Consider the following 25,084-nt stretch of genomic DNA (forward strand, 5'->3'; position numbering starts at 1 on the left):
TGCCTCGCGATGACGATTATAGAAAAATGTGTACTATGATGTTATATACTCTTCTGCTTTGAAAAATTGTTTAATTCTTTAAATATGAGCTAGCAAAGATTCATATCTAGCAATATCCAATTTAATAATATCAATTTTTGTATCATCAATTTCTTCGTCTATTTCTTTTGTTAAAGAGTCTATTTTCCTAATTATCTCATATAGTTGCAAACTACTAGTATCAACAGCAAATTCTGTTACTATATTTACATTTGTCCACGTGACCTCAGCTAACCCTGAGTAGATAAAATACTTAAATACAGAATTATCTACTGTAATTTTTGTCAATCCATCTTTTAAATTTGCAATTAATAACTCATGACCTGGTAAAACCTCAAATTCTCCTAATTCTCCCGGCATTGTTACCATCTGAGCTTCCATGTCAAACACAACATTCGCTGGCGTTACAATTTTAACCCTAATTGTTTTATTCATTATGCCACTTTTTCTTTAAGTGTTTCGCCTTTCTCTACTGCTTCATCAATGCTACCAACCATATAAAAAGCAGCCTCTGGTAAATAGTCATATTTGCCGGAAACCAACCCATGAAACCCTTCAATAGTATCAGCTAAACTGACAAATTTTCCAGCTATACCTGTAAATACTTCGGCAACATGGAAAGGTTGAGATAAAAAGCGTTGAATTTTCCTTGCCCTAGTAACGGTTAATTTATCTGATTCCGACAACTCATCCATTCCTAGAATGGCAATTATATCTTGCAGAGACTTATATGTCTGTAAAACTTTTTGTACCTCACGAGCAACCGAGTAATGTTTCTCTCCAATAATTGCCGGATTTAGTAATTGTGAACTACTATCAAGTGGATCTACTGCCGGGTAAATACCAAGCTCAGCAATTTGTCGACTAAGTACGGTAGTCGCATCCAAATGAGTAAAAGAAGCAGCAGGAGCAGGATCAGTTAGGTCATCTGCTGGCACATAAATAGCCTGCACAGAGGTAATTGATCCAAGCTTTGTTGAAGTAATACGCTCTTGCAGCTCTCCCATATCTGTTGCCAATGTTGGTTGATAACCAACTGCTGAAGGTATTCTACCTAATAGGGCTGATACCTCAGAACCAGCTTGAGTAAAGCGAAAAATATTATCGACAAAAAACAAGACATCCTGTCCTCCATCTAAATCCCTGAAACTTTCGGCTATAGTAAGACCAGTTAAAGCAACTCTAGCTCTTGCACCGGGTGGTTCGTTCATTTGTCCATAAACAAGAGCTACTTTAGATTTTTTGGGATTTTTTAAATCAATTACCCCAGAGTCAATCATTTCGTGATAAAGGTCGTTACCTTCTCTAGTCCTTTCCCCAACCCCTGCAAAAACTGTATATCCTCCATGTGCTTTTGCTATATTATTAATAAGTTCCATAATTAACACTGTCTTTCCTACCCCAGCACCACCAAATAACCCAATTTTTCCTCCTTTTGAATAAGGGGCTAAAAGATCAATGACTTTAATCCCTGTAACCAAAATGTTTCTTTCAGTTGATTGATCAACAAAATTTGGAGCTGGTTTGTAAATTGAAGCAAAGTCAGTTGAATCAATCTTACCTCTTTCATCAATTGGTACACCAACCACATTTATTATGCGTCCGAGTGTGCCAATACCGACAGGTATCTTAATAGTCTCACCTGTATCTATTACTTCTTGCCCTCTTACTAACCCTTCTGTTGGACCCATAGATATACATCTAGCAATATCGTCTCCTATATGCTGTGATACTTCTAGTATCACTTTCTCTCCATTATTATCGCACTCAAGTGCATTGAGAATTTTTGGCAATTTACCATCACTACTAAACTGCACATCGACTACAGCTGAAATAATCTGCACAATCTTGCCAATAGTTTTTGTCATATTTTACCTTAATTTATTTTTTATACGGCTTCTGCCCCTGCAATAATCTCTATCAAGTCCTTAGTAATCATATCTTGTCTAGATCTATTAAGTTTTAGTGTTAACTTATTAATAAGCTCCTTAGCATTTTTGGTTGCATTATCCATTGCTGTCATTCTAGCTCCTTCTTCGCTAGCTCTATTTTGTAGTAGAGCATAATTAATTTGAGCCGATACATAAAGATTAATCATATGCAAAATAAGCCCTTCACCTTCATAGCTCAAATATTTCTCATTTGAACATAGCTGTTTTTCAATTGGCAATATTTGCTTTTTAGTTGGAATCTGTATCATAGCATTTTTACAATTGTTAAAATATATTTGACAATTGCTAATTCTAGAATCCTCTACCATCTCCATCAGTTTTTTTTTGATTTGAAATGACAAATTATTATTATGAGCTTTTGGAAACTCATAATAATCATCAATATAATGGGAATATTGTCCCTTAAATGCATCATAACCCTTTTTGCCAATAATAATAAGCCTTACTTGTTTACCAGCATTTTCCAAATTTGCAATATCAGATTTTACCTGCTTGGACAGTAAAAAATTAAAAGCTCCGCATAAACCTCGTTCGGAGGTGACTACTATTAGTAAATGTGACTTATTTATATTCAAGTCACCTTGGTCTAATAATCCTTCCGAGAAAAATTTTTTCTGCTCGATAGGCATATCCTGTAAATTATTGCTAGATGCCACGCTAGACATTATACCCTGCAGAATCCCCATATAATCCTCTGAGTCCTTAACTTGGTTTTTGGCTTTTGTAAACTTAGTAGCCGAAACTATCTGCATAGCCTTAGTGATTTTTTGCGTTGTTGTAATGCTCTTAATACGAGATCTTAACTGTTTTAAACCTGACATAGCTACCTAATTAATCTTAATCTGAAGTCGATTTAACTTACTGAACACTCGATAATCAAGTTTTTTAGAATTATTAAAAAATACGTCTATTAGCGAGAAGTCGCGAAAAAGCGACTACGCGGCAATCTAGGATACGCGAAGCGTTACTCTAAAAAAACAGCTTCGCTGTTTACTTGGATCGCCACGGCATCTAAAGAGCCTTGCTATGACGGTTAAGGAAAAACTTGATTATCGAGTGAACAAGCATTAAAGTTTTGCACAAAATGTTCTAAGAAAATTTTTAACTTTTGTTCCATTTCTTCAGTAATTCGTCCTTGCTCTCTAATAGATACTAAAATATCGTTTTCACTCAGTTTTATTTCTTGTAGCATTCTATGCTCAAATTCTTTTATTCGTTCAATAGGAATACTATCAAGATAATTTTTTACCCCAGCATAAAGACTAACCACTTGTTCTTCAACAGGGAAAGGGCTATATTGATCCTGCTTCAATATTTCGCTAAGCTTTGTACCATGTGAAATAAGTTGTTTAGTTGCAACGTCTAAGTCTGAACTAAACTGAGAAAAAGCTGCTAATTCCCTAAATTGTGCTAACTCAAGTTTCACACTTCCTGCCACTTGCTTCATAGATTTTACTTGTGCTGCTGACCCTACCCTACTCACTGATATACCAATATTTACTGCCGGTCTGATACCTTTATAGAACAGCTCATTTTCTAAAAAAATCTGTCCATCAGTAATTGATATAATATTGGTTGGAATATATGCGGAAACATCACCTGCTTGAGTTTCAATAATTGGCAAAGCTGTAAGAGATCCACCACCAGCTTTATCTGACATTTTTGCGGCTCGTTCAAGTAACCTAGAATGTAGATAAAATACATCTCCTGGATAAGCTTCACGTCCCGGCGGTCTTCTAAGTAATAGTGAGATTTGTCTATAAGCAACAGCATGTTTACTTAAATCATCGTAAATAACTAGTGCATGCATACCATTATCACGAAAATACTCACCAATACTACAACCAGTGTAAGGGGCAACATATTGTAACGCAACAGGATCAGAGGCAGTAGCTGCTACAACTGTGGTATATTCCATTGCCCCTGAGTCTTCTAATCTTTTTACTACCTGTGCAACAGTTGATCTTTTTTGACCAATAGCTACATAAATACAATAAATTTTATTTTTTTCATCGCCGTCAAGATGAGCTTGTTTTTGGTTAATAATAGTATCGATAACAATAGCGGTTTTACCTATTTGCCTGTCACCAATAATTAACTCCCTCTGACCTCTACCAATAGGAATTAGGGCATCAATCACTTTGATACCCGTTTGCACCGGCTCTTTAACACTTTTTCTAACAATTATCCCCGGAGCTTTTTCCTCTATATTCCTATATGTATCAGTTATAATCTCGCCTTTACCATCAATAGGATTTGCCATACCATCAACGACCCTACCAAGCAATGACTTACCAACTGGTACTTGTAAAATCTTTCCAGTTCTTTTTACCGCATCACCTTGTTTGACTTCTCGATCACTACCAATTAATACAATACTTACAGAGTCTGTTTCAAGATTAAGAGCAAGACCTTTCACTCCTGACGCAAACTCAACGACCTCGCCAGCTTCCACATTATCGATACCATATACCCTAGCTATACCATCACCAACCGTTACAACCTGCCCTACTTCTCGTAAATCGCTAAGCTGATCAATGTTAGCAATTTCTTTTTTTAATATTTCAGCAAGTTCGACAGCCTTTAATTGTTGGGTAGACCCCATAGTTATTCCTCATATAAAATTTATTTAACCTATCTTTGTACCTCAATTCGATATAAGAATTGTTAATTCTTATCCCGAATTCGCGTTATATATATCCCGGAAGTTCAATGTAACAAGTTACATCGAACTTCCGGTTATCTTTGTAGCTTTCAAGGTTTTCGTTATTTTTTCTAACATTCCAGCAATAGAATAGTCCCTAACTATGCTATCATATTGTACCACAATACCACCAATAATTGACTGACTTTGGCGAAAATTTATAGCAACCTTCTGCTGAAAGTCATCTGCTAAATATTTTGTTAACCATTCTTTCTCTCTAGTCTGCAAAGATTTAGAAGAAGTTACTTTTACCATTTTAATATTTCTGCTGTTATTAAGTAGTTGTTGGTATAATACTATTATGTTTGATAAAATAGGCATACGTGAATGCCTTAGTAATATTAACAAAAACCGCTTAACTATAGATTCGATATTAAAGGTTTTTGTAATTAACTCAATTATTTTACATTTGTCAATATCCTTTACTATAGGAGAAAATATAACAGCCTTGATTTGCGGATTATCCTCGATAAATTGATTAATAATGGTAATCTGCTGTAATATTTTATCTTCCAAGCTACTTGCCAATGCATTATCAAATAAAGCAGAAGTATAGTTACGTACTAATTTATTGTTAATCATTATGTTTTTATATCCATTAAAATTCTATAACTATTACTATGGCTTAAACTCGATAATCAAGTTTTTCCTTAACCGTCTATTAGCGAGAAGCCGCGAAAAGCGTCATCGTAGCAATTTTTTGAAGTAATACTTGTCCCTACTTCACAAGATTGCCGCGTCACCGCTTCCAGCGACTCCTCGCTAATAGACGTATCTTTTAATAATTCTAAAAAACTTGATTATCGAGTTATAGAATATATTAAACACATAACCGATGCAACGCAAAGTCCAACGCCAATTTCAATGATAAAGATACCAATATGTTGAGCTAATAATTTATCATTTGCAAGAGAATAGTAGTTTAAATAATTATCGTCAAATAATATTGATACCATACCGGTCATGGCATAGATAAGTACCCCGATAGTAGCCATACCAACTAGTAAATCAGTAGAAAAATATTGTTTTAATTTGAACTGACCATGAACTAAATCAAAACCAATTATCATAGAAGCAAATATAGCTCCAGCTTGGAATCCCCCTCCTGGTGATGCATCACCATTAATTTGAATATATAGACCATATAAAAATATATAAGGTAAGATAAAAAGAGTAGAATGTTTTATAATGATAAAATCTTTAAGCATGTTCATTACTTTTTTGTGAAAATAGCAATAATACCGATATTCCAGCAATTAAAATGACTGCCGTTTCTCCAAGAGTATCATAACCTCTGTAGCTAGCTAGTAGTGCTGCTACAAAAGAGGGAATACCAATATCATTTTTAGTATTTTCAATATAATATTTGGTTAGGTGACTTTGTATAGGAGAATCTATAGATCCATATTCTAGTAAATCAAGTCCTGCAAAGCTAAATGTTACTATGAACATTAAACATATAATTGATGAACTTATTACTCGTGTTGGTTTAAGATCACATTTCTGTATGTCTTGCAATTTAGTGAGAAAGCTTAGGAAGACACAACTAGACAAACAGCTACCTAGAGCCACCTCAGTCATTGCCACGTCTGGAGCGTCCATAAGAAGATAAGATAAACCAATAAGTAAGCTAAAAATAGAATTTATTACTACTGTTTCTAATAAAGAATTACAAAATATAATCTTAATTGATACGATGGCAAGCATTATAAGGATTACCATAAGCAACCAGCTAGCTAGTTGGAAATTTATTATTTCTGGTATCATAAATAAACGATCAATCATTTTAGGTTAGTTTTTCCTAATAAAGCAGCCTTGCCAATTGCATGAGTAGATATCGGGTTTAATATTAAAATCAATATAGAGGCAAAAACTAATTTAAAAGAGCTGGTAAAATCATGTTGTAAAAATGCAAGACCAACAAGTGATAAAGGTACACCGCAACATTCAATTACACTAGCAGCATGAATTTTTGTATAGAAATCAGGAAATTTAAAGAGTCCAACAATCCCGGAAAATATTGCTATAATTCCAAGTAAGATTAATCCATAACCGATAACAAAAAACATAAATATTCTATTCTCCTTGAGCAAGCGAATATCCAGTTTTCCTATCAAATTCAAATAGATTTTCAATTTTAATAAAGTCTACTTTTGCCTCGCTTAGAGCTTCAAGTAAATGGGCTATAGATAAATGCGTTACTCTTTCCCCATCTTTCTTTGCCATAAAGCGGCAGCACCAATGATCAGACAGTAGTTCAAATCTCTCATCTCTTGGCCATAATTTAAGTCCCATTGAAGCTATGGTTTTTAATTCTAAGTCACCTAAATTGATAGTTTGAATTTTTGCTGCTACATCATGGGCAGTCAAAGCCTCCATCTGTATGAATATATCACTACCTACCAATTCTTTAGCTTCTTTAGTATTAATCGAATATATCTTGTCAATAGTTTCTTGGGCAGTTGACGATGAATATGCAGCTGCTGCGAGCTTAGAAGGTTTGGAACCTAGTCTTTTCACTACTTCATCAGCAAATTCCTTAGTTCCAACTTTTTTGCTAGATATTTTCTCATCATAGATATCCCCAGTATGAACTCCATCCTCAATGGTTTTTTTCCAAGCATTTTCTATTAATGCAGCAATATCCTTTTGCTTGATATGAACTAGCATCATAATTGCTGCGTTAAGTAAACCAGAAGGATTCGCCAAGTTACGATCTGCAATATCCGGGGCAGAGCCATGTACAGCTTCAAATAAAGCATAATTTTGACCTATATTGGCAGAACCGCTAAGTCCTACTGATCCAGAGATTTCTGCCACTACGTCAGATATAATATCCCCATACAGATTTGAGGTTACAACGACGTCAAATAATCCTGGCTGTGTTGCCAGTCTTGCAGTGCCTATGTCTATTATATAATAGTCACTTTGAATCTGCTTATATTCACCAGCAATTTCATCAAAAACTTTATGAAAAATTCCGTCAGAAAGTTTCATAATATTATCTTTACTAAAACATGTGACTTTTTTACGGTTATTTTTTATCGCATATTCAAAGGCATATCTAATAATTCTTTCACTACCAACTCTGCTGATTAGTTTAAGAGATTCATAAACATTGTGAGTCTGGCGATATTCGATTCCTGCATATAAATCTTCAACATTTTCCCGTACTATAACCACGTTTAGATTTGGATGGAGTGTTTTAACAAAAGGGGCATAAGAGACAGAAGGGCGAACATTGGCATAAAGAGATAGGGCTTTTCTAAGAGTTACATTTAAACTTTTATACCCACCACCTAAAGGAGTGGTAATAGGGGCTTTTAGAAGAATCTTAGTTCTTGCCAATGATTCCCAAGTATCTTGTGCTATCCCTGAAGTATAATGCTTTTGGTATAATTTCTCTCCTACTTCCACCATTTCTATACGTATTCTTGCTTCAGCTTCTTTTAAAATATACAGTACTGCTTGCATTATTTCTGGACCTATACCATCACCATAAGCTACTGTAATGGGAGTAAATTCTGTCATTGATAAACCTCTATAACAAATTATTCGTATTTAATTGTAACATGTTTTAATTTATTATTTAGTTCTGCTATCACTTCTTGCGTAATATTCAGACTATTTTTAGCAAATAAAATTTGAGTACTAGGTATAACTAGATCAAGATTATACTTTTCTGCTAAAGCACTTATAATCTTTGTGATCACTTCTTGTACTTTCCCTATACCCTCAGCATGGGCTTGTTCAAGACGTACTTTCCTATCTCGTATTTCTTTTTGGGCTATATTTATTTTATTTTCAAAAACACTAAATTCTTGTTCAAAAGCTGATTCGCTTAAAGAATTACGTTTTTCCATTAATAGATTCTCTATTTCTTTTAGCTCTCCATCCTTCTTTGATAGATCTTGTCGAATTTTTTCGCTTATTTGGTCTACAGATTTTCTTATAGACTGGATTGCTACAGAATATTCTAGAATAGAGTGTATATCTACAATAGCAATTCTTGTCGCAAATCTATTTTCAATATTTGTATTAGAAGCATAAATAGTTGAATAGCTGTTAATTATTAAACAAAATATTATTGTTAACCAGCTATGACATCGTTTTGACCACATAACTATCATACTAATGTTAGTGTTTTTGATCCACATAGAATTTTCTCTTCTAAATTCTTCAATTTTTTGCAGTATATACCAAAAATTTCTTCCACTAATATGTTTTTACAAAAATAATATCTTTTTTAACTTTCAACAGTTATGAACAACGGTCGTTCTATTTTTCCAATACAGCAATTCAATACCCTTCCTATTTAATTTTCGTCAAGTACAGTAGTTGTGTCTTCAGCCAAATTCTCACGTAGCACTTCTATTTCTTCTATGGATAGTTCTATTATTCTACTTATAGTTTCTATAGAAAAATTTTCTTTTAGCATTTTTTTTGCCATTGCTATTTTTTCTTCAGCTCTACCTTCAGTTCTAGCTGCAACTATATAATCACGTTCTTTTAGCGATTCATTGACATAATTCTGATAGTGCTGACGTTCTTCTGGAGTCATTTTTAGAACACTCAGACATTCTGCTACTTTCTTCATATAAGGCGACTTAAAATCATCTTTAACCTCAGAATGTTTGGCAAAATATAACCACTCATCCAACTCATCTTTTATAATACCATCAAAAAGTGGTACGGAAATAACAAAATATTCAGGAAATACATTGTGAACATCAAAAAACCTACAACCCATATCAGCAAGATGTAAGTCTACTGGATGTTCCCTGTCCATTTTTCTAAATATAGTCTGACCGTGATATAATGGAGAGCTTATATCGCTCAACACAAAATATATTAAGTTGATATGAAATATTTTTTTGATATCACTATAATCCTGATCTGAGCTGATATTATCAACAATCAACCGACAACTATTAAAGCAAGCTTTGTGGAGAAAAGTGTGGGTAGTTGAACGATCTATTTCCACAATATATTTATGACCTTGCTGGTCTTCAACGATAACGTCAGCTACGCTTTTCTTTAAGTCTTTACGTTCTTTATTACTCTCACTCTCTAGTAAAGCGGTGATTTTTACTGGTAAGTAACCAGCATCTTTAAGGATAGCCGAAATAAAGCCTTCGATTATTTCATAATCACCTTTATCTTTGAGTAGATATTTAATCGCATAATCTAACGATACCAGTGTTTTACTATTCGTACTCATAAGCTATCCTCATTATAAATTTCCTTCAATATTATCCACTCCATCATCTTTTGACGCTTGCGAGCATATGTACAAAAACAAAGCTCGCATGCTTTCATTGAAAGCGGTGTAGTTGCTTTCTTGCCGCATGAAATTGCTGCGATACACACCACTTATGTAGGCTAAATCTTCTAAGACTATTCTAGCATTTTCTCCACTGAAAAGCTGCAAATAAATTGATTTTAATTGCTCTTTTGAGAGTAAAGTAGGTGGAGATTGGGTTGCTGAAGAATTACTTTAATCCTAATTTAATGCTTGTCTTCTAACAAACTGTTCTAATAGTTTGTTTATGTTTTTACATAATACGTAGCATTTTGTTTGCTGCTCTTAAAACAGTATCAAAACCATCATTGGAGTATACCTAGTTTCCTACAAATTTTATTCCACGTTATTCTAAAACCATCTACACGTAGTGATCTTACGATCATCAAAATTAATTGTACTATTATATTAGGTTTGTAACTCTTAAATAATACAGTAGGTACGTCATTAAATTTTATTAATTTACTTGATGAAAAGCTAGGTATCTTTGTTGCGGATAATAGTAAAGGTTTAACTTGCTTATCAAATTGACTTAAATATTCATCATTCATAACAAATAAGGAAATATTAATTAACCTTATTGTCATTTTTTTATTATTGAAACAATTACTAATTCCATAATTAACTCTAACACATGATAAGGCCAAATCAATTGCTTCTATATCATGTTTGCTTGCTATAGATATCCACAAGCATATATCTTCACCAATCTTTATATTTTCAGGGAATTTGTTTGACATAAAAAGGGAGGTTTTTCCCATTACACTAGACATTGCTATTGGACATTTAGTAATAATATTTGGAAAAACTTGCTTGCTAAAAGTACCAGAGCTTATATATTTTATCAAATTTCCAACCCAATCTATTCTATGGTAAGAAGTATGCGAGAATAACAAACTATTATCCTCCATAAACTTCAATTGAACCTCAAGTTTATTGTCATAAAACAAATCATCAGAATCAATGAACGCTATGTACTGCCCAGATGCATGTTTAATACCTAGATTACGTGCCGCTGCTGGTCCTGCATTTTCCTTACGAATATATTTAATTCTACTATCTTTATTGCACTCCTCAATCAACCTAGATACATCATCTTCAGAACCATCATCTACTATAATCAATTCAAAACACTTATGAGTTTGTGCAATAACACTCTTTATAGACTCAATTGCCAAATCAATTCTATTATAAATTGGCATAATTACACTAATCTTAATATCGGTTAAGATATCCTTAGCCATTGAATCAGCTAGTTCAGATGCTTGATAACAAGAAGCATTTGCAAGAAAAACACTAGTACGATGCAGGAATAAATAAGGCGATCCTTCCATTATAGTCATTTCTTCTAAAGTTAACCTTCTGAGAAACCCAGACCATAATTCACTACATTCATTCATATGGCTAGTAATTTTATGTGTTCCTTGGTCTAGATGAGTACGACTTTTAATTAAAATACGATCATCAAAATGAATAGGTGCTATCCGTAGAAACTCAAACCAAAGTGCATAATCCTGGGTAGTTAATAATGTTTCATTAAAAGTACCAATTTCACGGAAATATTTTATGGGTATTAAAAGAGTACATCCATGAATTAATCCTCGCATAAGAGGGAATAATGGGATATTACATTTTTCCACTGATAATATTTTATCTGGTCTTGTAAAAGACAGTGATTTGGATTTATGATCTATAACTTCATATCCACCGTAAATAATCGTATTACGATTGGGAAGAGTATTAAGTATATTAATTTGATGTTCAATTTTATTTGGATTGTAAACATCATCATGACTAAGCCACGAAAAATACTCTCCTGTCATTTCCTTAATTGCCAAATTTAAGGCTGAAGCTACCCCACCGTTTGGTTTGGAAAAATAACGAATCTTGTTACCATAAGATAAAGCTATACGTTCCGTTTCACCATTATCATTTGATCCATCATTAACAACTAAAATTTCTAAATTTTTATAAGTCTGAACAACTGTACTATCTATTGCTTTACGCATATAATTAGCACCGTTGTAAACGGGAATAACGATTGAAACTTTTGGATAAAAGAGGCTATTGCTCATTGAAATACCTCACATAACTTGTCTAAATGATAATGAGATATCCTTTAATAACCAAAGTCCTAAGCTTTTATCAGAATATAACCCCCCATCTTCTGTACAACCCTCATTCACTAATAAAATTGGTTTTGGAAAATTAAACGGTGGTTGTTGCAAGTTTAAAACACGCCAAAAAGTTTCTTTAAGCTCCTCATTTAACCCTCTATTTACAAATGTTGTTGTTAATAGATAAGTAGCACCTGATTTTTTAAAATTAGCTATTACTTTAAATGCATCTTCAAAATTTAGGTGTACTAGTAAATCTCGTGAAAAAATAAGATCAGTTATTGGTAAAGTGTCTTTAGTTAGATTCAAAACTTTAAATATTCTTGTAGTATTACCAAATTCTTCTTTATTTTTTTCTATCAAAGCATCTACAATATCAACTCCAATATATTGTTCTATTTCAAGCTCTGTCTTTTGCATCCAATACCAATCACCACATGGAGCATCAAGAAAGGTTTTAATTTTAAATTCTCTAATAATCTTTGGTATCTCGTTTCTAACAATTTCCGTCTGTAATAGATCAGACCCTTCGCCAGAACGTGATACAGAGCCTCCAAAAATATTCTTATCATATACTTCAGAGAATTTATTCTTTAAGTTATTTTTTGATGCACTATCTAATCCTAAAAACTCAAAAAATGTTTTTTGCATATGCTCTAAAGTAAAGTCCATTAAAAAACAAGCAGTAGCATTTTTTGTCACTATTGCATATGAAGTTATATTTAGGATAGCATGTTCTAGTTTTTGCAAAACAACTAGAGAATCCATAGATGTACACAAAATCCCTGCATTATGCTTGGCTATATATCTAGTAGGTGATGCATAATATGGTGCATGACAAAAAACAGGACGACCAGCGGCAAAATAGGAGACCAATTTTCCAGGAAAACTATTGGTAGCCTCAAGACGATACTCTTCTGAAAACCAGTACGGCATGTACAGGAGATCTGAATCTTCTAAGAAATTGATGGTTTCTTCTTGTGACTGCCATCCTAGATATTCGAAATTAGTTGGCGTCTGAGTATATACCTGAAAGTGAGCCCCAAGGACTCTAAGACGAATTCGCCTTCCTGCTATAGACCAATTAACTTGATTTAGAGTATTAATAAGGCATTGCCATGCATCTTGTGCATATAATTGTCCTGCTATAGCAATGATAAATTCATTTCTATTCTCATGTGCTCTTGTTGCAGGTATCTTGGCAAATTTATTAGGTAAACTAGCAATTACAGGTATACTACGCACACCGTATTTATGCGAATAAGTCTTTGACATTGCCCATGAAGCAGATGCACATGACTTACTATGTTTTATGACCTCATCGAACTCTGCTAGAAGTCGTCGCCTAGTATATACATCAATATTATTCTCACGCAACCACCACTCGAAAGGATCCCATACTTGAGTAAATAATGGTAATGCTAACTTACAAGAAAGAGGTCTAGCTAAACGTACAATAGTTTGACCTTCCAACACCACCCATAATGCATCAACTTGCTGTTGTTTTGCAAAATTAACAATTTGCGGTAATATTGAGTATTTTACCCGCATTGCTTGAATTAACTCAAAGACAAGTGCTAGTAATCTACCTGCTTTGCCCCATAATCTCCTCGGAGCCATTTCCCGAGGTTTTATCAATTTAAGGTGAGGAATTATCTCTAATTCTTTAGGTATGATTGGTTTAAGGTGGGGGTGTACAATTGAGCAAATTGCAATTTGTTCAATTGGTAAAAACCGTATTAAACGGTCTAGCACTAATCCTGCAGTAAAATTATGACAAGGAGGCATATCTGTTAAAAGTAAAATTTTCATCTAGCAACAACCCTATTATAAATATCAGCTAACTTTTTAGCTTGGGCTTCATCTCCATAATGCAATTCAGCCATCATTCTACCTTTTTGTCCTCGCCGTTTACATTCATCCGGATTATCAATTAAGTGTTGTAGTGCTAAGTACAAAGCTTCTCCATCACGCATAGGTACTGCCAAACCAATATCTGGAGCAAAAGTAACGTCAGGCAATGAAGTACCTTCAAAAACAATTACAGGTTTACCGCAGGCCATTGCTTCAATTGCCATCATGCCAAATGCTTCTGCAACTGATGGCATTAAAAAAATATCTGCAGCTACCAATGCCTCCCGCACTAATTCTTCATCATTAGTCCAACCAAGATTTACTATCTGGAATCGGTCGGCAAATTGCTGTAATAATGCTCCTCCACTACTCAAAGTCAATAAGCAAATTGGCTGCTTTGACTTAATACGTTCGAGTGCCTGAATAATATAAGGTACTCCTTTAAACTCATTTTGCTCTACCCGAAAGCATATTACCAAAGCATTTTCAGGAATATCAAATAGCTTTCGTGCATTTGGACAAGCAGCAGCAGAAAAGAAGTTTAAATCTAACCCAAATGGCACTAAATGAACTAGTTTATTCTCAAACATTGGTGAATTATTAACCATATCTTGCATCCATTTTGAGGCTACAATGATATCGAAATCAGATCTCTTGTAAGCTGCACGCTTATAATTAAATAAAAATCTAGTATTATCCTTAGCAAGTGGTATATGGCTAGTCAGGTCAGGACAATTACCACAACCAGTCATCCAACGTTTACAATCAAACGGATGAATACAATGTCCTGTCATAGCCCAAGGATCATGTAAAGTCCAAACCGTTGGCTTTAGCTTGGTAATCTTTGATAAATCTGATATAGAAAAATATCCTGAACTTATAATATGAAGGTGAATAAGATCAGCTTCTTTAAAGGCCGGCATTTTGATCATTCGCGAAGCGTTCAAATGCAGTACTGACTGTAAAGAAGTAATTCGTTCTATTTTATTAATTACCCGATTAATTTTTCGAGCTATTGCTCCTTCAAAAGTTAGTATTTCTGGATTTTGAGTATCCTTCTCCCAAATTAAATGACGAGATTCAATACCATATTTTTTGAGAAGTGGTGTTATAGATAATCCACTAAATCTACGACCTGGTGATTCGTATCCATTCACTTGCAGTATCTTCATTAAACTACTACTCATAAAATCTCAGCTATATTCTCTAATAATATTACCATCCTTATCAGTAAAATTACGTTTTTTCCACAGAGCTCTATGAGGTTTGTCAATAATATTATTAATAGATTCCCGAGGGGCTTTTGTATAGTAATATAAAATGATCGATTTACGATATTCACCTTCTGGAAATTTACATGGATCTGGTAAACCATGATAGCTTTTATCGTGCGTATCAAATGCAACAAGACGATTAAATAATGGAGCAAGCTTTTTTAAACAATTCTCGCCATTATTATTATAGATTCCAAATTCTCCTCCCCATCCTTCTTGCCATTTTGGGTTCAAATATATAATAACATTCATACGACGATTAAGTCCCGTTGCATCATGATAATTACCATCAACATGTACATCTAATAAACCATTTGGCATTGTGACATTAAGCCCTCCACCAGTAAAATATGGATCAGGCACAAGTTTTCTAATATTAAAAGTCTCTGATAAGGCTAAAAGAAATATAGACGAATTGAGCAAACGAATAGTATCAACAATAGCTTCCGGTATATCAAATTCTGATTTCCATATAGTCCTTTGTTTTATCTCAATATTTTCATCATAGCTTCTATCCCATATATCTTCATTAGGGGAAGGAAAATTATCTAAACAACTTTGAGCTAAATCAGCATGTAAAAAATTATCGATTACTAGGTGTTTAAATGGCTCAAGATAATACATACCATTATTTTTTGCATCAATAATCTTATTGCTTGCAAGTAGTGCAAACTCTTTCATTTGAGATTGAGAGAACCGACAAGGCAAATTAGCCTGAGATATTCTAGTCATACAAACCTTTATGTACATTTAGGTGGTACTAATTCACTTAAACCACACAACTCTATTAATATAATCCACGTAGCTCAAAACGATACGGAGTATTTTTTGAGATACTAAGCCAGCATTATAATCTGAAACGATTGTTTGTAAATGACTATATTTACTATGTTGTTTGGTTACAATACGCACAGCATCTAGAACCTTTTCTACTTTAAGACCACTCATTATCAAAACACCTTCATCCATCCCCTCAGGTCTTTCGTGAGTATTACGAATGGTAATTGCTGGTAATTTAAGAAGAGAAGCTTCCTCAGTAATTGTACCACTATCAGATAAAATACAAAAAGCCTCCATTTGCAATTTTATGTAATCTAGAAAACCGAATGGTTTTAAAAACCGAATTTGTTTATCCAAACCTTTAATACCTAATTTTTCTAACAGCTGACGTGTACGAGGATGTGTTGATACAATCACGGGCATATCATATTCTTTAACCAACATCTGTAAAGTATTAAGTAAGTCCTGTAAATTGGCTGACACATCTACATTCTCTTCACGATGAATACTGACTAAAAAATATTGATGAGCTTGAAGTTCTAGCCTATCTAGCACATTTGATAGATGCACTTTAGGCATAAAATAACCTAACACTTCTTGCATATGCGAACCAGACTTGATAATTCGCTCTGGCGATACACCTTCGGCAATAAGGTAACGACGGGCATGTTCAGTTAGAACTATATTGATGTCGCTTAAATGGTCAACTACTTTACGATTTAGCTCTTCTGGTACTCTTTGATCAAAACAACGGTTGCCAGCTTCCATGTGAAAAACTGGTATCTTTTGCCTTTTGGCTGCGATAACTGAAAGGCAGGAGTTCGTATCACCATAAAGCAACAATGCATTTGGTTGTTCTTTTCCTAAAACCTCATCAGTTTTCTCAATAATGCGTGCAATGGTTTGTGTTGCATTACCACTAACAGCAGCTTCTAAAAAATAATCTGGTTTACGAATGTTAAGATCGTCAAAGAAAACCTGATTTAGTTCATAATCAAAATTTTGCCCTGTATGAACCAAAATATGATTAGTATACTCATCAAACTCAGAAATTACTCTAGACATTTTAATAAGTTCTGGGCGAGTACCAATAATGGTCATTACTTTAAGCATTAAGTTGCTCTTTAATGAAGTCAAGTGTTAGTAAAAGTTTTTTAACTTGTTCTATATTCAATCTTTCTGTATTAGATGATGTATAGTCAGTTAGAGAAGCAACGTTTAGATCTCCTTCTACAAAAAACTTTGAATAATTGAGATCACGATTATCAGCAGGAATCTTGTAATAATTTCCTAAATCTTCAGCTTTAACCATCTCCTCACAAGAAATCAAAGATTCATAGATCTTTTCTCCATGACGCACACCAATTAAACGAATCTCATTATTAGCATTAAATAATCCTTTTATAGCATGAGCTAATACTTCAATCGTTGAAGCTGGAGATTTCTGCACAAAAATATCACCTTGTTGACCATGTTCAAAAGCATATAACACTAAATTTACAGAATCTTCAAGTGACATTAAGAAACGTGTCATATTTGGGTCGGTAATAGTTAGCGGTTTCCCCTCTTTAATTTGATTAACAAAAAGAGGTATTACTGAACCCCGGGAAGCCATTACATTACCATAACGAGTACAACACAGGATAGTATCTCCTTTAGAACTCATTCGAGCTTTAGCTATCAACAATTTTTCCATCATTGCTTTTGATAAACCCATGGCATTGATAGGATATACTGCCTTATCAGTACTGAGTACCACAACCCGCTCAACACCATTGGCAATAGCTGCATTCATCATATTTTCAGCTCCCAGTACATTAGTTCGTACTGCTTCCATCGGATAAAATTCACATGATGGAACTTGCTTCAAGGCTGCAGCATGAAACACATAATTAACATTTTTCATAGCATAGTAAATACTATCATAATTTCTTACGTCCCCAATATAAAACTTAAGCTTTGGATTATTGAAAGCAATCCTCATATCTTCTTGTTTTTTTTCATCCCGACTGAATATGCGAATTTCTTTAATATCACTTTCTAGTAATCGTTTCATCACTGTGTTACCAAATGACCCCGTACCTCCAGTAATCATTAAAATTTTATTAACAAACATTCTTACCTTTTATTTAAATTTATACATACGTTGAATTAACTCTGACCACTCAGGCGGTGCATATCCCGTTGCCTTATTAAAAAGCTCGGCATTAAGTGAGCGATCAATGACCAGTTCATTAGATGGAATTATTTCGATTGTTTTTTTATAAGTACTAGCCACAAGTTTTAACAAATCATATTTATTGATCGGTTTTGCTGCGACATGATAAAGTCCACACATATCGGGTCGCGGTATAACGATGTCACGAACTATTCTTGCTAATTCAATAGTTGGAAGTCCAGAGAACACGGCTTGGACAAACCCTCTAACTTGTTTTTTTTGTGCAAGAAACCAGCCAATGAGACTCTTACCTCCCGATAACTCATGTCCGATAATTGAAGTACGAAGTGTTATAGTGTTAGGATAACTTACTTCCCCTAAAAACTTTGAACGACCATAGAGATCATTAGCATCCGCAAAATCACTCTCTGTATAGTTACCCTTAGACCCAGAAAATACACAATCTGTACTAACATGTATAAAACGAGAGCCTATAGCTTGACATATTATACTAAGTCTATGAGGAAGCAAAGCATTAATTGATAGTGCTTGTAGGTAATCATTTGCATCCTCTAGTTGTTTAATTAGCCCAATACAATTTACTACCACATCAGGTCGAATTGTTGCAAATAATTTAATAAGAGAATCATGATTTTCTATATTTACTGGGGCAATGAGTTGTTTAGATGACTCTTCAGAAAAATAACGGCAAGCACCATTATTCCTAGCTGTCCCGTAAACGTTAAGGTTATGATCTTCAGCCATAAACCTAAACATGGCATTACCAAGCATGCCTGTTATACCAAGGATTAATATTTTCATAGATTATTCTTCAAGCTTTTATTCAGTTTTTGCTAGGATTCATGAGGTTACGTTATTATATCACCAAACTCATTCTTTAAAATAGATAACTTTTCCAAATCTTGTCATATTGTCGCCATCCGGTAATTTTAATTGTCACTATACAAGCCATTGGAACAGTTGGAGAATGGATGAAGCAACGGTTATTGAGTAGTTATACTGATTATCTTTCAAAATAGAATTAACATGGTATCATGGTATAATTTAGTATTAGGTCTATCATTAGTTGGAATTAAATTATTAATTCTATTTTGAAAGATAATCAGTATGAGGACAAAACCTTCTTCCTTAATCTCAAAAGTTGCAGCTTGCTTACCAAAATCCTTGGCAATTGCCACATGGCTAAACGCTAAACAAATAATCAATAACAAATCATTTTTTCTCTGCATTGATCTTCTCTTCTAACAATTTAGCCTTACATAACTTCCTTTTCTCAGCCCATCTCCTCAAACTATTTAATTCATAAATCCTAATATCATAAAATTCTACAATCTGTTTGTCGCTCATACTCTCTACATCATAGCGCAACGAATGATTCATAAACACATCTCCAGCACCAATACTGCTAATTTCATGATCATCAAAACCAGCAAGTATCATGCGAATCACTATTTGTTTCATCTTATCAGCTTTATTATCTCTCCTATCTAGCTGCTTGATATCCAAAACTTCATTATTTATTCTAGCAGGAGGCATGACTCTTGGAATAACTACACTAAAAATAATTGCTACAAATATTAGTATTATGACAGTTTGGAATATATATGCCTTCTTCACCTCTCCCCAAGCTTTGCTCTTATCAAATCTATCCATTATTTTTACCTCTTTTTGCTTTTAAATTTTCTTCAACCTTGTCATCTCCATAATCAATTTAATTACTTTTTGCTCATTAATTATCAGCATAATAACTCCACATGCGTAAGATTTTTATTCTGCTACCTACTTCATCCACTTCATAAAATAATCTATGCTTTAAGTTAATACGCTTTGGAACGATTAATTTGACTTTACAAGAAGTATATACTATAATTCAATAGTATATAAATGTATTAAAAGTATACCTATGCATACAATCACATCAAAGCTACCAAATGATCTTTATAATAGACTAGACCAACTTGAAAAAATTATAGAGAGAAAGAAAAGTTATCTTATCAGAAAAGCAGTAGAGGGCTTTTTGGAAGAAAGGGAAGATTATTTTATAGCTTTAAACAGGTTAGAGCAAAAAAATCCTAGAATATCTTTAGAGCAGTTGGAAGATAATAATGACTTGGAAAGTCGAATTTGATCTCAAGGCTGTTAAAGAATTTAGAAAGCTAGATAAAACATCGCAAGGGTTAATCAGTAATTATTTTAAAAATAAGGTACTAAGATGTAGCCATCCTAAAGATTTAGGCAAGTCAATGCAATATGATTATATTGGATTATGGAGATATAGAATAGGAAAGTTATAGAGTGATTTGTAGCATAGAAGAAGAGCTATCAATAGTGCTTGTTTTAAGAGTAGCGATAAGGGATGAGGTTTATACTCAATGACCACAAGGAATATTTATAAAAAACCAAAACTGCAATCAGAAAAAAAGAAAAGAGAACCAGGATTATCAAAACTTTCCGATATTTTTGAAAGTCAGCTTTCTTTTGATAATATGTACTAGTTACGACTTAATCTGACAATAAGTAATAATCAGGCAGCTTGATAAGTAATAGCCAAGTTGTCTGATATTCTCTCTATATTACTAATATTTTTATCTTTAGCAATATAAAGTGAATCTCTAAAAGTTTGCATTGGTGTTTTACCAAAACAATGTTTACCATTTTAGACCTTGATCTGCATACAATTCAATCCAAGTTAACTGACTTATTTTTTTTAACACCTTAATTAATGCTAATTGGTCATTTTTCTCAAGAGCAAATAAGTCATTTTGAAACTCTAGGTTATTCATGTCTATTTTTATTTTAGACATGTTCAATTTTCTCAATAATTTCTTTAAAATTATCTTTTGGTTTATTTCTTTCTGTCCACGACAATGCTTTGTCTAACTTAACTAAAGTATCTCCTCCCGACTTCCGCATTTTTTAATAAGGCATAAGCTTAGAAGGCTCATAGTGCTAGGATTTTTAAAATTTAGGCACAACATTATTTTGTTATTTTAAATATATTTCAGCATGGTCTGAACGCTTGATGTTAAAGGTTTTATAGATTTTTCTAGCTTCGTTTTTTATTGCACTTGGTAGTCTATAAAGATCACCAGTCTTTGTATGTCTTAAGATTGAAGCCTGTACTGATATTAATAATTCAACGATGTTAGTTACACTGATCTTTTGGGTCAGAGCAACCTTGTATTCTATAGTTTTAAGCACTGCAAAACTCATATAACACACAGCTATGTGTGCTTCTATCCTCCTGACTTCCGCAGATTTTTTGATATTAGTTGTTATAAGTGGCATTAGTAAGGAGGTGAAGTGGTACTCTCGTTCTGTTGTGCCTAGTAGATATTTTATTATTGACTTTAACTGCGATGTTGTTTATTATTTAATTAATTGAATATAGCCCCATATTTTATAGCCCTAATATGTACATACGTCGTAAAAAAACTCCTAATAGTCCAAGGCAATCTATTCAAATAGTGGAAGGTTATCGTGATAGTAAAGGTAACGTCAAACAGCGTATAGTACGTCATTTAGGAGTCTTCATAGATGAAGTAGAAGAAGCTAAATTAGTTGCCCTAGCACAAGATTTGATTGCCAAGATTAAAGCTGAGAGAGAAGCTGCAATTGGGCAGAGGAATTTGTTTACTGATGATACTAACGAGGTTAAAAGAGGTCGTCCAACTAACAAGTTGTTAAAAGATATTCTACCTGTTAACGAAGTAAAACTAAATGAGGTTGTAGAAGTCAAGCGAGTTGTTGAAGGAGTGCATCAAATAGGGGGGCATGTTTATGATCAAATGCATTTTAACCAGTTACTAGCAAGGAAACGTGACGCTGGGATGCTGAAGGATTTAGTGTTAGCCCGTATGGTAAGACCAAATAGTAAAAAAGGGATAGTTGAGTATTTAAGCGATCAATTTGACAGGCATCATGATCTAGATGCTACTTATCGGATGATGGACAAATTACATGAGCAAATACCTAAAATTAAAGAATTATGCTTTAAAAACACCCTAACCCTGATTCCTAATAAAGAGATTAGCCTAGTATTTTTTGATGTCACTACACTATACTTTGAATCAGTAGAAATAGATGAGCTAAGAGCCTTTGGCTATAGTAAAGATCATCGCTTTAATACTACCCAACTAGTTCTTGCCCTAGCAACTAATGAGGATGGATTACCACTTGGCTATGAGCTGTTTAGTGGTAATACCGCAGAAGTTAGCACCTTAATTAAATCAATTAACAGCTGGCAAGCGTATCTTAAAGTTAAAGATGTCTGTTTTATTGCTGATCGTGCAATGTTTAGTAAAGCTAACTTGCAAGCTCTCGATGAAGGTGGTTATCGTTATATTGTGGCAGCAAAGCTTAAAACACTCAAGAAAGAAAAGAAAGAAGAAATATTATCAGAGGAAAACTATAAGCCTACTGTTATAGGCAATGATCTTACTTGGATTGCCGATCTAGAGCATGATGGTAAACGTCTAATTACCAGTTATAAATCTAAAAGGGCTATTAATGATGCACAGGAGCGACAAAAAATTTTAGATAAAATTAATAAGACTATTGGTGAGTCTGGTAGTACTAAAAAACTTATATCTAATAGTGGAGTAAAAAAATATACTTCTAGTGAAAATGGCAAGAGCTATATTGACGCAGAGAAGATAGAGCAGGATGCGTTGTGGGATGGCATACATGGGGTAATCACCAATGACCAAACTATAACTCCACATGAAGCAATAGCAAAATATGCTAGATTATGGGTAATTGAAGAGCAATTTAGAATCAATAAACATAATTTACAAATGCGTCCAATTTTTCACTGGACTAAACAAAGGATAGAAGCACACATAGCTGTGTGTTATATGAGTTTTGCAGTGCTTAAAACTATAGAATACAAGGTTGCTCTGACCCAAAAGATCAGTGTAACTAACATCGTTGAATTATTAATATCAGTACAGGCTTCAATCTTAAGACATACAAAGACTGGTGATCTTTATAGACTACCAAGTGCAATAAAAAACGAAGCTAGAAAAATCTATAAAACCTTTAACATCAAGCGTTCAGACCATGCTGAAATATATTTAAAATAACAAAATAATGTTGTGCCTAAATTTTAAAAATCCTAGCACTATGAGCCTTCTAAGCTTATGCCTTATTAAAAAATGCGGAAGTCGGGTGTGCTTCTATCCTTTGTTTAGTCCAGTGAAAAATTGGACGCATTTGTAAATTATGTTTATTGATTCTAAATTGCTCTTCAATTACCCATAATCTAGCATATTTTGCTATTGCTTCATGTGGAGTTATAGTTTGGTCATTGGTGATTACCCCATGTATGCCATCCCACAACGCATCCTGCTCTATCTTCTCTGCGTCAATATAGCTCTTGCCATTTTCACTAGAAGTATATTTTTTTACTCCACTATTAGATATAAGTTTTTTAGTACTACCAGACTCACCAATAGTCTTATTAATTTTATCTAAAATTTTTTGTCGCTCCTGTGCATCATTAATAGCCCTTTTAGATTTATAACTGGTAATTAGACGTTTACCATCATGCTCTAGATCGGCAATCCAAGTAAGATCATTGCCTATAACAGTAGGCTTATAGTTTTCCTCTGATAATATTTCTTCTTTCTTTTCTTTCTTGAGTGTTTTAAGCTTTGCTGCCACAATATAACGATAACCACCTTCATCGAGAGCTTGCAAGTTAGCTTTACTAAACATTGCACGATCAGCAATAAAACAGACATCTTTAACTTTAAGATACGCTTGCCAGCTGTTAATTGATTTAATTAAGGTGCTAACTTCTGCGGTATTACCACTAAACAGCTCATAGCCAAGTGGTAATCCATCCTCATTAGTTGCTAGGGCAAGAACTAGTTGGGTAGTATTAAAGCGATGATCTTTACTATAGCCAAAGGCTCTTAGCTCATCTATTTCTACTGATTCAAAGTATAGTGTAGTGACATCAAAAAATACTAGGCTAATCTCTTTATTAGGAATCAGGGTTAGGGTGTTTTTAAAGCATAATTCTTTAATTTTAGGTATTTGCTCATGTAATTTGTCCATCATCCGATAAGTAGCATCTAGATCATGATGCCTGTCAAATTGATCGCTTAAATACTCAACTATCCCTTTTTTACTATTTGGTCTTACCATACGGGCTAACACTAAATCCTTCAGCATCCCAGCGTCACGTTTCCTTGCTAGTAACTGGTTAAAATGCATTTGATCATAAACATGCCCCCCTATTTGATGCACTCCTTCAACAACTCGCTTGACTTCTACAACCTCATTTAGTTTTACTTCGTTAACAGGTAGAATATCTTTTAACAACTTGTTAGTTGGACGACCTCTTTTAACCTCGTTAGTATCATCAGTAAACAAATTCCTCTGCCCAATTGCAGCTTCTCTCTCAGCTTTAATCTTGGCAATCAAATCTTGTGCTAGGGCAACTAATTTAGCTTCTTCTACTTCATCTATGAAGACTCCTAAATGACGTACTATACGCTGTTTGACGTTACCTTTACTATCACGATAACCTTCCACTATTTGAATAGATTGCCTTGGACTATTAGGAGTTTTTTTACGACGTATGTACATATTAGGGCTATAAAATATGGGGCTATATTCAATTAATTAAATAATAAACAACATCGCAGTTAAAGTCAATAATAAAATATCTACTAGGCACAACAGAACGAGAGTACCACTTCACCTCCTTACTAATGCCACTTATAACAACTAATATCAAAAAATCTGCGGAAGTCAGGGGATAGAATAATAGACTTCTTTCGAAACTCTACTTCTGCTGGTGATTTGTACGTCGATGCGGTACTCGAATCCTCACGTACATTAGAGTCACACTACTGGACAAAAGAGATGGGGT

25 protein-coding genes and 2 pseudogenes are annotated in these 25,084 nt (G+C 33.8%); 4 read left to right on the forward strand and 23 right to left on the reverse strand.

Annotated features, from left to right (window positions below):
* Window positions 1–78: 78 nt before the first annotated feature.
* The 19 genes and pseudogenes from atpC to AAGD45_RS07440 all read right to left on the reverse strand — a co-directional run bounded on the left by atpC (window position 79) and on the right by AAGD45_RS07440 (window position 19,854).
* Window positions 79–474 carry an ATP synthase F1 subunit epsilon gene (atpC, locus tag AAGD45_RS07350; RefSeq protein WP_341761254.1) on the reverse strand — a complete coding sequence of 132 codons (396 nt, stop codon included), beginning with the start codon at window positions 472–474 and terminating at the stop codon, window positions 79–81.
* Window positions 474–1,907 (reverse strand): F0F1 ATP synthase subunit beta, encoded by a 1,434-nt coding sequence (gene atpD / locus AAGD45_RS07355; RefSeq protein WP_341761255.1) that lies wholly within the window; start codon window positions 1,905–1,907, stop codon window positions 474–476. Before atpD ends, atpC begins: the two co-directional genes overlap by 1 nt.
* Before the next feature lie 20 nt (window positions 1,908–1,927).
* On the reverse strand, window positions 1,928–2,812 hold the full coding sequence (gene atpG / locus AAGD45_RS07360) for an ATP synthase F1 subunit gamma (protein ID WP_341761256.1): 885 nt from the start codon (window positions 2,810–2,812) through the stop codon (window positions 1,928–1,930).
* A gap of 212 nt (window positions 2,813–3,024) precedes the next feature.
* Window positions 3,025–4,596 carry a F0F1 ATP synthase subunit alpha gene (gene atpA / locus AAGD45_RS07365; RefSeq protein WP_341761257.1) on the reverse strand — a complete coding sequence of 524 codons (1,572 nt, stop codon included), beginning with the start codon at window positions 4,594–4,596 and terminating at the stop codon, window positions 3,025–3,027.
* A gap of 117 nt (window positions 4,597–4,713) precedes the next feature.
* A complete protein-coding gene (gene atpH / locus AAGD45_RS07370) occupies window positions 4,714–5,277 on the reverse strand; it encodes an ATP synthase F1 subunit delta (RefSeq protein ID WP_341761258.1) in 564 nt (187 codons plus the stop codon).
* A 218-nt stretch (window positions 5,278–5,495) separates the two neighbouring features.
* Window positions 5,496–6,480 (reverse strand): annotated as a pseudogene (locus AAGD45_RS07375) (DUF4040 domain-containing protein).
* A complete protein-coding gene (locus tag AAGD45_RS07380) occupies window positions 6,477–6,764 on the reverse strand; it encodes a Na+/H+ antiporter subunit G (RefSeq protein ID WP_341761259.1) in 288 nt (95 codons plus the stop codon). The pseudogene AAGD45_RS07375 and the gene AAGD45_RS07380 overlap by 4 nt, the downstream one beginning before the upstream one ends.
* A 7-nt stretch (window positions 6,765–6,771) precedes the next feature.
* On the reverse strand, window positions 6,772–8,226 hold the full coding sequence (locus AAGD45_RS07385) for an NADP-dependent isocitrate dehydrogenase (protein ID WP_341761260.1): 1,455 nt from the start codon (window positions 8,224–8,226) through the stop codon (window positions 6,772–6,774).
* Between the two features lie 20 nt (window positions 8,227–8,246).
* Complete coding sequence (locus AAGD45_RS07390; RefSeq protein ID WP_341761261.1) at window positions 8,247–8,816, reverse strand: OmpH family outer membrane protein; 570 nt, start codon at window positions 8,814–8,816, stop codon at window positions 8,247–8,249.
* A gap of 194 nt (window positions 8,817–9,010) precedes the next feature.
* On the reverse strand, window positions 9,011–9,916 hold the full coding sequence (locus AAGD45_RS07395; protein WP_341761262.1) for an Rpn family recombination-promoting nuclease/putative transposase: 906 nt from the start codon (window positions 9,914–9,916) through the stop codon (window positions 9,011–9,013).
* Window positions 9,917–10,302: 386 nt separating this feature from the next.
* Window positions 10,303–12,072, reverse strand: coding sequence for a glycosyltransferase family 2 protein (locus AAGD45_RS07400; protein WP_341761263.1), 1,770 nt, complete (start codon window positions 12,070–12,072; stop codon window positions 10,303–10,305).
* A gap of 9 nt (window positions 12,073–12,081) precedes the next feature.
* Complete coding sequence (locus AAGD45_RS07405) at window positions 12,082–13,926, reverse strand: hypothetical protein (protein ID WP_341761264.1); 1,845 nt, start codon at window positions 13,924–13,926, stop codon at window positions 12,082–12,084.
* Window positions 13,923–15,155, reverse strand: coding sequence for a glycosyltransferase family 4 protein (locus AAGD45_RS07410; RefSeq protein WP_341761265.1), 1,233 nt, complete (start codon window positions 15,153–15,155; stop codon window positions 13,923–13,925). Before AAGD45_RS07410 ends, AAGD45_RS07405 begins: the two co-directional genes overlap by 4 nt.
* 6 nt (window positions 15,156–15,161) lie before the next feature.
* Window positions 15,162–15,974: a 2OG-Fe(II) oxygenase gene (locus AAGD45_RS07415; protein ID WP_341761266.1), complete on the reverse strand. Its 813-nt coding sequence runs from the start codon at window positions 15,972–15,974 to the stop codon at window positions 15,162–15,164.
* Between the two features lie 33 nt (window positions 15,975–16,007).
* A complete protein-coding gene (gene wecB / locus AAGD45_RS07420; RefSeq protein WP_341761267.1) occupies window positions 16,008–17,135 on the reverse strand; it encodes a non-hydrolyzing UDP-N-acetylglucosamine 2-epimerase in 1,128 nt (375 codons plus the stop codon).
* Window positions 17,128–18,138: a polysaccharide biosynthesis protein gene (locus AAGD45_RS07425; protein ID WP_341761268.1), complete on the reverse strand. Its 1,011-nt coding sequence runs from the start codon at window positions 18,136–18,138 to the stop codon at window positions 17,128–17,130. The genes wecB and AAGD45_RS07425 overlap by 8 nt, the downstream gene beginning before the upstream one ends.
* Before the next feature lie 9 nt (window positions 18,139–18,147).
* On the reverse strand, window positions 18,148–19,002 hold the full coding sequence (locus AAGD45_RS07430; protein ID WP_341761269.1) for an SDR family oxidoreductase: 855 nt from the start codon (window positions 19,000–19,002) through the stop codon (window positions 18,148–18,150).
* 209 nt (window positions 19,003–19,211) lie between these two features.
* Complete coding sequence (locus AAGD45_RS07435) at window positions 19,212–19,430, reverse strand: hypothetical protein (protein WP_341761270.1); 219 nt, start codon at window positions 19,428–19,430, stop codon at window positions 19,212–19,214.
* Window positions 19,414–19,854 carry a hypothetical protein gene (locus AAGD45_RS07440; RefSeq protein ID WP_341761271.1) on the reverse strand — a complete coding sequence of 147 codons (441 nt, stop codon included), beginning with the start codon at window positions 19,852–19,854 and terminating at the stop codon, window positions 19,414–19,416. Before AAGD45_RS07440 ends, AAGD45_RS07435 begins: the two co-directional genes overlap by 17 nt.
* Before the next feature lie 250 nt (window positions 19,855–20,104).
* Between AAGD45_RS07440 and AAGD45_RS07445 the strand changes: the two genes are divergently transcribed.
* From AAGD45_RS07445 to AAGD45_RS07455, 3 genes are all read left to right on the forward strand, one after another.
* Window positions 20,105–20,329 carry a ribbon-helix-helix domain-containing protein gene (locus AAGD45_RS07445; protein ID WP_341761272.1) on the forward strand — a complete coding sequence of 75 codons (225 nt, stop codon included), beginning with the start codon at window positions 20,105–20,107 and terminating at the stop codon, window positions 20,327–20,329.
* Window positions 20,307–20,495, forward strand: a complete 189-nt coding sequence (locus AAGD45_RS07450; protein ID WP_341761273.1) for a hypothetical protein — start codon at window positions 20,307–20,309, stop codon at window positions 20,493–20,495. Before AAGD45_RS07445 ends, AAGD45_RS07450 begins: the two co-directional genes overlap by 23 nt.
* Window positions 20,496–20,573: 78 nt before the next feature.
* Window positions 20,574–20,696, forward strand: a complete 123-nt coding sequence (locus tag AAGD45_RS07455; protein WP_341761274.1) for a hypothetical protein — start codon at window positions 20,574–20,576, stop codon at window positions 20,694–20,696.
* A gap of 29 nt (window positions 20,697–20,725) precedes the next feature.
* Here AAGD45_RS07455 and AAGD45_RS07460 read toward each other — a convergent pair.
* The 3 genes and pseudogenes from AAGD45_RS07460 to AAGD45_RS07470 all read right to left on the reverse strand — a co-directional run.
* Window positions 20,726–20,857 (reverse strand): annotated as a pseudogene (locus AAGD45_RS07460) (IS481 family transposase); the annotation flags it as partial.
* Window positions 20,850–21,005: a hypothetical protein gene (locus tag AAGD45_RS07465; protein ID WP_341761275.1), complete on the reverse strand. Its 156-nt coding sequence runs from the start codon at window positions 21,003–21,005 to the stop codon at window positions 20,850–20,852. The pseudogene AAGD45_RS07460 and the gene AAGD45_RS07465, both read right to left, overlap by 8 nt.
* Before the next feature lie 181 nt (window positions 21,006–21,186).
* Complete coding sequence (locus AAGD45_RS07470; protein ID WP_341761276.1) at window positions 21,187–21,489, reverse strand: hypothetical protein; 303 nt, start codon at window positions 21,487–21,489, stop codon at window positions 21,187–21,189.
* A 125-nt stretch (window positions 21,490–21,614) separates the two neighbouring features.
* Here AAGD45_RS07470 and AAGD45_RS07475 point away from each other — a divergent pair, with 125 nt between their 5' ends.
* Window positions 21,615–23,285 carry an IS1634 family transposase gene (locus AAGD45_RS07475; RefSeq protein ID WP_341760830.1) on the forward strand — a complete coding sequence of 557 codons (1,671 nt, stop codon included), beginning with the start codon at window positions 21,615–21,617 and terminating at the stop codon, window positions 23,283–23,285.
* A gap of 55 nt (window positions 23,286–23,340) precedes the next feature.
* Here AAGD45_RS07475 and AAGD45_RS07480 read toward each other — a convergent pair whose 3' ends face one another.
* A complete protein-coding gene (locus AAGD45_RS07480; protein WP_341761277.1) occupies window positions 23,341–24,798 on the reverse strand; it encodes an IS1634 family transposase in 1,458 nt (485 codons plus the stop codon).
* Window positions 24,799–25,084: the final 286 nt, after the last annotated feature.

The organism is Candidatus Tisiphia endosymbiont of Thecophora atra (assembly GCF_964026395.1).
Taxonomy (GTDB): domain Bacteria; phylum Pseudomonadota; class Alphaproteobacteria; order Rickettsiales; family Rickettsiaceae; genus Tisiphia.